This is a genomic window from Psychrobacter sp. S1-30-MNA-CIBAN-0213 (assembly GCF_040309845.1).
Taxonomy (GTDB): domain Bacteria; phylum Pseudomonadota; class Gammaproteobacteria; order Pseudomonadales; family Moraxellaceae; genus Psychrobacter.
In genome coordinates this window covers 49481-61716 of sequence record NZ_JBEOPE010000001.1, presented here as the reverse complement: position 1 = coordinate 61716, position 12236 = coordinate 49481, and the positions used below count along the sequence as shown (strand labels likewise).

The window sequence follows — 12236 nt, the reverse complement described above, 5'->3', positions numbered from 1 at the left end:
ATAGCAGATATAAGCCTGTTAAGATTGATAGCATATTGCAGCTAAAATGAACATTATCTTATCTCCCTCATTTATTATTAAGGATCATTATGCATGCTATCACCGCCTATCAATATAAAACCCTGCAAGTCAGCGTGACTGAAAATATTGCAACCGTTACGATAAATCGGCCAGAAAAAAAGAATGCCATGAGCTTTAAAGTAGTTGATGAACTGATTGCTGCTGCTGGGCACATTAGCAAGGATAAAACGTTGCGTGCTGTCATTCTTAATGGTGCTGAAGGGACGTTTTGCGCTGGTATTGATCTGGGTGATTTAAATCATCCTAAAAATCAGGCTTATGCATTTTGGGAATTAATCAAACCATGCCAGAGTTTATTTCAGCGAGTTTGTTTGGTCTGGCGTGATGTACCAATTCCCGTGATTGCCGTATTAGAAGGATATTGTATCGGCGCAGGTTTGCAATTAGCGTTAGCTTGTGATGTACGTATCAGTCATCCTGATTGCAAGCTTTCTATTATGGAAGCTAAATGGGGTTTGGTGCCAGATATGGGACTAACGCAATCAGCGCTAGGAGTAGTGCGTGCAGACGTCCTAAAAGAGCTGGCGATGAGTGCACGTACCATTGATGCAGAAGAAGGGAAGCAATTGGGATTGGTTAGTCATTGTAGCGAGTCGCCATTACAACAGGCGCAGACACTTGCTGCTGAGTTCGCCGAGCGTTCTCCTGATGCAGTACTTGCTAGCAAGCGAGTCATCAATGCGATGTATCAGCAATCGAATATTACTTTGTATAAAGAAAAAATGTGGCAATTGAAGCTAATGATGGGACGCAACCGTAAGCTTGCATTAAAGAAAGCTAAGCAAGCCAGCACTGCTTTCGCTAAACGCCAATTCCGTTAAGCTGGAACATATCTTAAGGCATTATTTTAGTTGATTTTTAATTGTCAGGGTTTGTTCTATTAACGTTATACATCCATTGAAATATAAGCGAGCAGTACGATATAACACTGTCAGATTATGTACCTAGGTTTATAAACACTTATGTATGCATAATTATTGTTTTTAGTAGTCTATTTTTATTCATAAATAAAATCTACAAGCAATTAAAATATCAATAACAAAATAATAAACCTATATAAAACGGCCTAACTATGTCTGCTCCAAAATCCTCTCTGCCTAATAGACCTGTTGCTTCTGAACGCGTGCGTTCTGCTGATTTGCCCGTTGCATGGATTATGATGCTCGGGCTGATTGTTGCGGTAGGGCCATTATCTATTGATATGTATTTACCTGCACTCCCATCAATGGCAGATGACTTTGGTGTATCAACGGCATTTATGGCCAACTCTGTCCCTGCCTATTTTTTTGGCTTGGTATTTGGACAGCTGTTTTATGGTCCTTTTAGTGATCGCGTTGGTCGCGTAAAACCTTTATATATTGGTATGAGCTTGTATGTGGTTGCGTCAATAGTGTGTGCTACGACCAGTAACGAGTATGTGTTATTCGCTGGGCGTACGCTGCAGGCGCTAGGAGCGTGTGTAGGTGCAGTCGTTACTCGTGCAGCGATACGTGATCGACTTACTGCACGACAAACTGCCAAAGCATTTTCTATTATGATATTAGTAATGGGGTTAGCGCCTATACTAGCGCCATCGCTTGGTGCACTATTTTTGCAGTTCTTTGATTGGCATTCTATTTTTTGGTTTTTAGCAGCTTTTGGGGTGCTCAATCTATTGCTAACTAAGTTTTTCTTCTTTGAAACCCTCACTGAAGAAAACCGTAACGTGCGTCCTGCCAAAGAAGTGCTCAGTCAATACTGGGAGCTATTAAAAGATCCAACCTTTAATTATCCAGCGATTGGAGGTGGTCTATTGATGGGGGCGATGTTTGTCTATATCAGCTCAGCTTCTGAGCTAATAATGGATACTTATGGTGTTTCTGCAACGCATTTTGGTTGGCTTTTTGGTATGAATGCCGCAGGCTTTGTAGCATTAACCCAGCTAAACCAATGGCTCACCAATCGCTTCCGTATTTTAAGTATCTTACGTTTCGGCGCGATGATGCAGGTAATCTCTGCCGCTGCACTGTTTATCATAGGTCTTACTCTTGGTGTAGATGCGTGGCTGCCGTTGGTATTAACCTGTATCTTCTTTTGTATTGCCGGTCTTGGTTTGACCCAGCCAAACGCTTCTGCCATTGCGCTGGCTTTTCAAAAGCGTCGTGCTGGTATGGCAAGTGCAATGCAAGGCTCATTGATGTTTTCAGTAGGTATCTTTGGTGGTTTATTATTAAACCTGTTTCCGGTTAATCCAGTACTTAAGATTGGGATTGCTATGTTTACCTTAATGAGTCTTGGCTGTTTTTTGATTTGGAAAATAGACCGTAATTTGAATCTTGACGACACTGAATAACCGATTGGCAAGTTGAAGTTCTCTTTATTTAAGGAGTTCTCTCTATTTAATAAGCATCCATACGTTTAATACGTAGTGGATGCTTTTTTTTCGTCTTTATTAAAATATAAGTAAAACTCAAATACAAGTAAGCCCAGTTAATAAAGTTCCTACTGTCTGTTTCATCTTAAATCAGTGATTATTCGTCTAAATTCTCCTAATACTAGTTGTTAATACCACTTGTCAACTTATCTGTCCACCTGTCTATATTTATGTATATGTCCATAGCTATCGAAAAGTTACTGAATTATTATCGAATGTAATAGTTTGTATTTAATATTATCAAGATATTCTACAAATCTATTAAGTTCTTATTCGAGGTATAGCAAATATTTTCTAATGTTCAACTATGAATTATGAAGACATTGTATAAAGTACTTCCAATTATGTTAAGTGTTGGATTGTTTGGATGTAGCAACTCCACTAATAACGCGACTACGCAAGAGAGCGCTAATAAGAGTAGTACAGCAGCTGTTGAAAACGAAAGTCAATTTGTGAGTAAGTTGCCTGATACAGCGTCAATAGTGAAGCTTTCTACTGATGCACAGTTTGCGCCTTATGGTTTTAACGACGAGTACGGTAGTGTCACTGGGTTTGATATCGATCTCATGCGTCAGATCGGTGAAGATCAAGGATTTAAAGTCGAAGTCTATAATGATCCTTGGAAGAAGCTATTTGATAATATAGATAGTAAAAATAGAGATATGGTGGCAGCTGGTCTTACTTACAGTGATGAAAGAAATAGCAAATATTTACTGTCAGATGTTTATGCGCCCCTGCCTACCAGCCTAGTGTGTTTAGATGATAAATTGAATATTAAGTCACTAAATGATTTGAATGACGTGCGTATTGGTGTATTAAGCGATTCTGAACCTTATCAATTTTTTGCAAAAGGCGATTATAAAGTGGGTGCCGTAGAACAGTATCCAACCACATTTGCAGCAGTACAAGCTATGGCACAAGATAAAGTCGATGCGGTCGTAGATGGTTCTGGTGTTATTCGCTATTTATTAAACGATTTATCAGATTTAACGCCAATATATTTTGACTATGAAGGTATTGGTGCAGATGGTGCTCGAAAAGTTTTCCTCATTGATGAAAATCAGCCTGAATTACTTAAAAAGGTCAATACAGGGCTAGAAGGGTTAAAAAAGATGGTACGTATGCTGTGTTAACGACAAAATGGTTTGGTGAAGACTTGACTGAAACGGCTTTAAAACAGCAAAAAATGTTAAAGACGAGCTAAATTTCGATAAAATCAAAGCGATCTGACCTTTTATATTTTTTTCTGCAAAAAAGCATTCATACGATTAATACGTATAAATGCTTTTTTGTGTTCCTAATAAAATATAAGCCTACCTAAACTTGAAACTGTGTTTTTCATTAGGCTGTAAACGCAAACAGATGTTTATATACCATCAAATGAAAATAGATGTCATTTACTATCCGCTTACCTTGATTGCTTTTGCAAAGTTACTTAAGTATTATTCATTGTAAATTTCTGTAATAAAGATATGGTTTATTTGTCGTAGAAACATACTAAATTGTTATTAAATGCATTTGTTAGAAAATATTGAATCAATAACTTTTTATCAAAAGATTTTATCATTGAAGGCTATCTGCATTCACTACGGCACATTAATACACTATACAAAACATACGTAAGCAAAAGTATTTTTCATTTTGCATAAATGAATGGATGTTAAATATCAAAGCTAGCGATCATTACTAACTAAAACGTAGATGTTTTTTAATTTTCAAGGACAGATCATGAAGCAATTATATCGAGTACTTCCTATCGTACTAAGTGTTGGTTTGTTTGGCTGTAGTAATCCTAATAATGCTACTACGCAAGACAGCGCAAATACCAACAGTCCAGTAGTGACAGAAAATAAAGATGCTTTTGTAAGTAAATTACCTGATAGCGCTCCAGTCGTCAAAGTAGGCACTGAGGCAAACTATGCTCCTTATGAATTCAAGGATGAGTACGGAAATGTAACTGGATTCGATATAGAACTCATGCAGTATATTGGTGAAAACCAAGGCTTTAAAATTGAAGTCTATAATGATCCTTGGGAAGGATTGTTTAACAATTTGGATAATAAAAGTCGAGATATGGTAGCAGCAGGGTTAACTTATAGTAATGAGCGCGCTAGTAAGTATTTGCTTTCAAATGCTTATGCACCGCTTCCTACCAGCCTTGTGTATCTGGATAAGTCATTAAACATTCAATCTTTGAATGATCTAAGTAATGTAAGGCTGGGTGTATTAAGTAATTCAGAACCATATGAATATTTTGTTCAGGGAAATTATAAAACTAAAGCTATAGAACAATATCCAACCACATTTGCAGCAGTAGAAGCTATGGTACAAGACAAAGTTGATGCGGTTGTAGATGATTCAGGCGTACTCCGCTATACCTTAAACGATTTACCAAGTCTGCAGCCACAGTATTTCGATTATGAAAGTATTAGAGCAGATGGTGCTCACAAAGTATTTCTAATTGATAAAAGCCAACCTGATTTGCTTAAAAAAGTAAATATAGGATTAAAAGGGCTTAAAGAAGATGGAACTTATGCAAGGTTAACCACTAAATGGTTCGGCACAGATTTGACCAAAATATCCTTACAGCAAGAGGAGATGTTGCAGCAGACTCAAGTGCAGTAGTTATGGAACGTATTACTTCTAAATAAGTAAAAAATATGAATTTATCTACACATTAAAAGGAATATGCTATGACTATATCAACTCAAAACGGTAATTCACGTTATCGTGGTTTGATTCTGTCGATTGCTGCCTTCTTGGCATTGATTGGAGTGTTGCTCGCCTTTACGTTTTATACCTCAAGTGTTCTTGAGCGCAATACCACACTAGTAAATATATCTAATAAAACAGCTAACAATGCTCAATCTATCATCAAAGACTTGTTTGATTTACAAAGCAGTGTGGGTGAGCATATCAACTCTCCTCATCAAAAGCGTGTGAGAGAAAGACTAGAGAATAATACTAAGGAGATTGATCTATTACTGGTTAGTATGCGTGAAGGCTCGGAATACGTTGATGCGACGGGGAGTGCTTATAATATTCCAAGTATCAAGACGGCAACTGAATTGGCAGCCTTAGAAGAAGCAAAGCAAGACTGGAGTAATCTTAAGCCATTGATTGCAAACTATCTTGAGGGTGCTAGTGATATTCGTGTTGACTCTTCAGATGAACTAGCATTGGCTTATGAACAGGCAAAAACCTCTAGTCTACGGATGAATAATGCTCTAGATAAGCTCACTAGCGAGGTTTATAAAGAAACAGAAAGCCAAGCTACGACCATTCGCCTGATTCAGTTACTTGGCGTTGCGGCTATTTTTGCTTACTTTTTGATCTTCGTATTCTTCTTTGTACGTCGCTTGCGTGATACTGATGCTGAAGCATTGGCTGCACGTCGCGAAACACAAGAGATTATGCAAACGGTTAATACAGGTTTGTTCTTGCTGGATAAAGACTTAAATATTGGTCAGCAGCATTCACGGGCACTTAATAGTATTATTGGCGCTGATAGCTTGGCAGGAGAAAACTTTGCCAACGTACTACGTGGCCGTATTTCTGATAAAGACCTAAAGACCACGCGTCAATTCGTTGAGCAACTATATAACCCGCGCGTTAAAGAAAAGCTCGTCAATGACCTTAATCCTCTACATAAAGTCTTGCTACATAACACGTCTGGTGAGCATGGCTCAGACAGTCGTTTCTTAGATTTTAGATTCTCACGTGTTTATGAAGATAAAGATATTGCTCGTATTTTGGTCAACGTTAATGATGTCTCAGACGCTGTTTACTTAGAACAACGTCTAGAAAAAGAGCGCTCACAGAATGACATGCAGATTGAGATGTTAACAACCATCTTGAACGTAAATCCAAAAATCATTAATGAGTTCATCGCTAATACCAAAAATCATATCGAAAAAATCAATAATGTCTTGAAGAATCCTGGGAGCACGCAATACGAGCTTGAGGTTAAGTTAAACTCTATCTATCGTGAAATGCATAGCTTGAAAGGTGAGGCTTCAGCATTAAAACTGCATAGTTTTACTAAGATTGCATCAGAGGCAGAAGATCAGCTTAACGTGCTACAAAATCAAGGCAAGCTATCAGGTAATGATTTCCTACCTTTGGCAGTGCATTTAGATGACTTATTGAGCCTATCTAATACTATCGAAAAATTAGGAGAACGTATAAATCGTTCGTCACCAGCAAGTGCAGCGAATAGCAGTGCGGCAACAATACCAAACTCTGTAGTGGCAGATTTGAGTACGCCTGTAGCCGAGACTCAAGCAACGAACTTTTCGATGAATGATTTAGAAGTTGAAGGTAATGATATTGACCTAGAGGAAGAGTCAGATAGTCATCTGCTAGCTTATTATCATGATTTTGCGCAAGATATTGCAGCAAGACAAGGTAAGCAAGTACAGCTTGATAGTACTACTTTAGGGCAAGTTAGAATACCAGAACGCCTCAGAAATACCGTTAAAGAAATTAGTATCCAGCTGCTACGTAACGCTGTAGTACACGGTATTGAAACACCTGATATACGTCAATCAGTGGGTAAACCTGCTGTTGGTACCATTGGTCTAGAAATGCAAAGTACTGGCCAAGACTTCGTTGTTACTTTACAAGATGACGGCCAAGGCATTGACTATGACAGTATTCGTGAAAAGCTAGTCAAAGAAGGTCGTTTCGATGTACAAGAAGCGAGTCAGCTTGATCATAGTGGCTTACTAAAGCAACTATTTTCTTCTGGGTTTTCTACCAAGGAGAATGCAGACGAAGACGGCGGTCGCGGTGTTGGTTTAGACATCATCAAGGCTCAAGTAAAAGAATACGATGGTAAGCTCAATATAAATAGTGAGTATGGCAAGATGACGCGTTTTGTCATTACGCTACCTAACGCTTAATTAAGGATAATAGATACGTTATGTATAAACTAATGATTGTTGATGATTCCAATATTATCCGGAACCGGATTCAGCGGGCTTATGACTCAGGAAATTTCATGTTGGTTGCTACAGCAACCAGTGGTGTTCAAGCCATTGAAAAATTCAATATGCATCGCCCAGATGTCATCACGATGGATCTAACCATGCCGCAAATGGATGGTCTTGAATGTATCGAGAAGATTATTGCTATTGATCCTGATGTACGGATTTTGGTTGTATCGGCTTTGTCTGATAAATCTACAGGTATTGAAGCATTATCGTTGGGCGCCAGCGGGTTTCTCTGTAAACCTTTTTCAGAAGAAGATCTCGTAGAATCTTTGTATGAGCTGATGCAAGACTGATATCATCCAACGACTTAAGTAGATGTAATTATGAAAGAACAAAAGCTACAGATTTTTTTGAACATTATTAGCAACTATTTTAATCAGTTTGGGGGTGCAGAGCTTATCGCTGATACTCCCTACTTATTAGAAAATAAACAGCCAAAAGTCCATGACTATACAGGTGTAATTGGTATATCAGGGGTTCAAAAAGGCGTGGTGTACTTTTCAGCAACGCGCGAATTACTGGCTTCTATATTAAACAGTATGGGCGAAACTGACGAGAGTGAAGAGATTTACATGGACCTTGCGGGTGAGGTTGCCAATACGATAGCTGGCAATGCCCGCAATGAATTTGGTGCAGAATTTCATATCTCGGTACCGTTCGTGTTTAAAGGTTCACCGCAAAGTATTGTATTACCTAGCGGTGAGCGTTCCTTTATCATTCCCATCACTTGGCTGTCGCAAGTCGGCGAGATTGTGGTCTGTCTGCAGGATTAATTATCCTGCTGGCACGTGATGAATATGGACAATAATATATTATGGTTAAAGTAGAGAAGTTAGGTGTGTTTCTAAGTTCGATTAATGCATTTTTTACGCAGATCGATGACGCACAAGTGGCTATTAGCACTCCTTATTTAAATAACAACAGAAGCGCTATTGGTTATGACTATAGCGGTGTTATTGAAATATCAGGCCCTCTTAAAGGCTGTGTTTATGTGAGCGCTCCAAGCATTATGCTGCGCGAGGTTATCAAAGTTATGGGTGAGCCTGATTCATCAATTACGATGATGAAAGACTTACTTGGTGAAATGGCCAATACCATATCTGGTAACGCGCGTACTGAATTTGGTTCGGAGTTCATCATCTCGCCACCTAAGATTGTTGAAGGTGCACCAAGCGTGTCTTATCTGCCAAAAGACCGGCATAGTTACATTACACCCTTCACATGGCGCGGCTATGAGGCAGTGATAGGTATCTGTATCGCTTAATCTAAATTAATCAGCAAAACTGGCTATGATTAAAAAAACGACGTATATGCGTCGTTTTTTTATGCTTTATTAATAAGTGCTTCGTGTTAGCCTTAATTAATGAGAGAGATAAAGTATCCAATCAAAACAATTATTTATAACTTATATCTGCTTCAATAAACTGCTGGAGCTTATCATGAGTTATATGATAAAATGTAGCGCAGCTATTTCTATAATTTACTTATATTTTTGACTATAGCTCAATTTTTTAAACCAACCAATGACACACACATCATGGCAAAAAACTGCTGGGTGTCTGGCGACTTGATTAATTTGCATTTAATAGATAATTACGATGTTGCACATATAAAGCATAGATCGTAAGCAAATGCGTGTCGCTAGATAGGCAGTTTTTGTGATGTGGAGGCATAACCCAACCAACAGGACATTTGACATGGCTACAAAGAATCCAACTAAAATTGAAATGCGTGACTTACTACAAGCCGGCGCTCACTTTGGTCACCAAACACGTTTTTGGAATCCAAAAATGGGTCCATATATCTTTGGTGCACGTAACAAGATTCACATCATCAACTTAGAGCATACTGTAAAAGCATTCAACGAAGCATTGACTTACGTGAATGGCCTAGCTGCTAAGAAAAACAAAGTATTATTTGTTGGTACTAAACGCGCTGCTAGCGGTATCATCCGTGAGCAAGCTGCTCGTGCTGGCATGCCATACGTTGACCATCGCTGGTTAGGTGGTATGTTGACTAACTGGAAAACACTACGCCAGTCAATCAACCGTCTAAAAGAGCTTGAAAAGCAAGCAGAAGATGGTACTTTCGCTAAGCTAACTAAGCGTGAAGCGTTAGAGCGTACTCGCGATATGGAAAAACTTGAGCGTTCACTAGGCGGTATTAAAGATATGGGCGGCCTACCTGATGCAATCTTTATCGTTGATGTAGATCATGAAGCGATCGCGATCAAAGAAGCTAAAAACCTAGGTATCCCAGTTATCGGTATCGTTGATACGAACTCTAACCCAGACAACGTTGATTACATCATCCCTGCAAACGATGATGCTATCCGTGCTGTGACGCTGTATGTAACTTCTATTGCTGATGCGATTATCGCTGGTAAAGAGTATGCACAGACTCAAGCTGGTGGCAAAGCTGAGCAAGAGCAAACTTCAGAGCAAGCGCCTGCTGCTACTGAAGAAGCACCAGCTGAAGCTAAAGCAGAAGAAGCTGCAACTCCAGCAGAATAAATAGCTGACCCCTAAGGTTTAACTTTGTAAGGGTGTCTTGATAGTGTTTTTATTGACATCCATATAAGGTTATTAACAGCGTATAAGCTCACAATAGGCATGATGTAGTTTTACTCGTCATGCCTTATTGTTGATGGGAAGCTCGTTAATAGGCGAGTATTATCGCTTATATTTGTTCTCGTTATATACAATACTTGACATGCAATAGTTGTGATAACGACCAATAATGAGCGCTCTCATTGCGATAAGAGCGACACAGTAATAACAAATATCGAAAATATATTACATAGAAATTAAGCACTCCTATACATAACAATACTAAGGTGACTCTTATGACAGAAGTAAAAGTATCTGCCAAAATGGTAAAAGAACTGCGCGACCGTACTGGTCTTGGCATGATGGAATGTAAAAAAGCGTTAGAAGAATCAAACGGCGATGTTGAAGTTGCCATTGATAACTTACGTAAGTCTGGCCAAGCAAAAGCGGCTAAAAAAGCGGGTAACATCGCAGCTGATGGCGCTATTATCATCGCTCAAGGCGACAATAAAGCATTCTTATTAGAAGTTAACTGCCAAACTGACTTCGTTGCAAAAGATGATAGCTTTACTGCATTTGCAGAAAAAGTTGCCAATCTTGCGTTAGAAAACAACGTCACTGATGTTGCTGCTATCTCTGAATTGCCTTATGGCGATGGTCAAACTGTTGAAGAAGCTCGCATATCATTGGTACAAAAAATCGGCGAAAACATTCAAATCCGTCGTGTTGAAACTATTGAAGGCGACAATATTGCATCATACCGTCACGGTCTACGTATCGGTGTGGTTGTATCTTACGAAGGCGGCAGTGCAGATACTGGCAAAAACCTTGCCATGCACATTGCTGCATTTAACCCTGTCGCAGTAGATGACGAAGACGTTGCAGCTGACGTACTAGCACGCGAAAAAGATATCATTGAAGCAAAAGCGAAAGAGTCTGGCAAGCCTGACAACATCGTTGAAAAAATGATTGAAGGTGGCTTACGTAAATACCTAGACGAAGTAACTTTACTACGTCAGCCTTACGTTATGGACAATGAGAAAAAAGTTGGTGACGTTCTAAAAGCTGAAGGCGTAAAAGTACTTGGTTTCAAACGTTTAGAAGTTGGTGAAGGCATCGAGAAAAAGCAAGAAGACTTCGCTGCTGAAGTTGCTGCTACACAAGCATTAGCCAATAAATAAGTTTTAATTTATTGTACCCATTGCTAATCGATGTTTTCAATTTAGCATAAAAAAGCCCGTTATTTGATTAACGGGCTTTTTTGTGTCTATTACTAACGTTCAATATTATAACTGCTTTTTAATTACCGTAGTGCAGCATAGGCAGAGTTAGCATAACTGGCACTGCCACTGTTATTACTAGTGCCATAACTGACGGTTTGCATCCCGCCACTGTTATCATTGCTATTGATCGTTGTATTACTGGCGCTCATAGTGTTACCTGAGAGACCAGAATCGTTTTTATATAAACTATGATAACGGCTCATCACTTGTTTGACATAGTTACGAGTTTCTTTGAAAGGCGGAATACCATTGTATTTATCTACGTTGCCTTCTCCGGCGTTGTAACCTGCAATCGCAAATTCAACATTATTGTTGAAGCGGCGCATGAGCCAAGCGATATATTTGGCCGAGCCTTCGATATTGTCAGCAGGATTCCAAGGATTACTAACCTTAAAGCGACTAGCCGTAGCAGGCATCAATTGCATTAAGCCTTGTGCTCCTACAGGAGAGCGTGCATTTGGATTAAAGGCTGATTCAGTATGCATCATTGCTTTCATTAAGCCAGGATCAATACCGTGACGAGAAGCAGAGGCGCGGATATAACTGTCATAGGCATCACGAGTACCACTTCTACTCGCAGAGCTACTGCCATAATCAGTGCTATTGCTGGCACCATCATACATTTTTGAATCTTTATAATAAGTAACTTTTACTTTTTTGGTAAATTTATCAAAGTTGCCACTTGGATTGACGTTAGTGAGGAGAACTTGTCCACCTTTGTCTTTATAAATATACATGTTACCGGCTTGAGCAGTAACAGATAGAGTAGATAGGGCAACAGTAGTCCATAAAACAGGAGATAAAAAACGGTTAAAGAAGGGTGCAATATTTATCATAAAGGTATCACTTTTCATCGAATAGTAGCAAATTGCTTTGCTCATAGGCGCGATATTTTGCTTATCAAAGTCGTTACCGC

General features: G+C 39.0%; 11 protein-coding genes. 10 read left to right on the top strand and 1 reads right to left on the bottom strand.

What is annotated here, in order from left to right:
* Positions 1 to 89: 89 nt before the first annotated feature.
* From AAEY87_RS00280 to tsf, 10 genes are all read left to right on the top strand, one after another.
* A complete protein-coding gene (locus AAEY87_RS00280; RefSeq protein ID WP_350655448.1) occupies positions 90 to 902 on the top strand; it encodes a crotonase/enoyl-CoA hydratase family protein in 813 nt (270 codons plus the stop codon).
* A gap of 251 nt (positions 903 to 1153) precedes the next feature.
* On the top strand, positions 1154 to 2413 hold the full coding sequence (locus AAEY87_RS00275) for a multidrug effflux MFS transporter (protein ID WP_350655447.1): 1260 nt from the start codon (positions 1154 to 1156) through the stop codon (positions 2411 to 2413).
* Between the two features lie 425 nt (positions 2414 to 2838).
* Positions 2839 to 3627: a substrate-binding periplasmic protein gene (locus AAEY87_RS00270; RefSeq protein WP_350655446.1), complete on the top strand. Its 789-nt coding sequence runs from the start codon at positions 2839 to 2841 to the stop codon at positions 3625 to 3627.
* Positions 3628 to 4222: 595 nt separating this feature from the next.
* Positions 4223 to 5119, top strand: a complete 897-nt coding sequence (locus tag AAEY87_RS00265; protein ID WP_350655445.1) for a substrate-binding periplasmic protein — start codon at positions 4223 to 4225, stop codon at positions 5117 to 5119.
* A gap of 68 nt (positions 5120 to 5187) precedes the next feature.
* Positions 5188 to 7398: an ATP-binding protein gene (locus AAEY87_RS00260; RefSeq protein ID WP_350655444.1), complete on the top strand. Its 2211-nt coding sequence runs from the start codon at positions 5188 to 5190 to the stop codon at positions 7396 to 7398.
* 20 nt (positions 7399 to 7418) lie between these two features.
* Positions 7419 to 7781 carry a response regulator gene (locus AAEY87_RS00255; protein WP_068034386.1) on the top strand — a complete coding sequence of 121 codons (363 nt, stop codon included), beginning with the start codon at positions 7419 to 7421 and terminating at the stop codon, positions 7779 to 7781.
* Positions 7782 to 7811: 30 nt separating this feature from the next.
* Positions 7812 to 8261, top strand: coding sequence for a chemotaxis protein CheX (locus AAEY87_RS00250; RefSeq protein WP_350655443.1), 450 nt, complete (start codon positions 7812 to 7814; stop codon positions 8259 to 8261).
* 41 nt (positions 8262 to 8302) lie between these two features.
* On the top strand, positions 8303 to 8752 hold the full coding sequence (locus tag AAEY87_RS00245; protein ID WP_068034390.1) for a chemotaxis protein CheX: 450 nt from the start codon (positions 8303 to 8305) through the stop codon (positions 8750 to 8752).
* Between the two features lie 433 nt (positions 8753 to 9185).
* A complete protein-coding gene (gene rpsB, locus AAEY87_RS00240) occupies positions 9186 to 10001 on the top strand; it encodes a 30S ribosomal protein S2 (protein ID WP_068034393.1) in 816 nt (271 codons plus the stop codon).
* 332 nt (positions 10002 to 10333) lie between these two features.
* The gene (tsf, locus tag AAEY87_RS00235; RefSeq protein ID WP_068034395.1) at positions 10334 to 11218 is read left to right on the top strand and encodes a translation elongation factor Ts; all 885 of its coding nucleotides are present in this window, start codon (positions 10334 to 10336) and stop codon (positions 11216 to 11218) included.
* Positions 11219 to 11340: 122 nt separating this feature from the next.
* Here the strand turns inward: tsf and AAEY87_RS00230 are convergent, their stop codons facing one another.
* Complete coding sequence (locus AAEY87_RS00230; protein ID WP_068038919.1) at positions 11341 to 12156, bottom strand: lytic transglycosylase domain-containing protein; 816 nt, start codon at positions 12154 to 12156, stop codon at positions 11341 to 11343.
* Positions 12157 to 12236 lie beyond the last annotated feature (80 nt).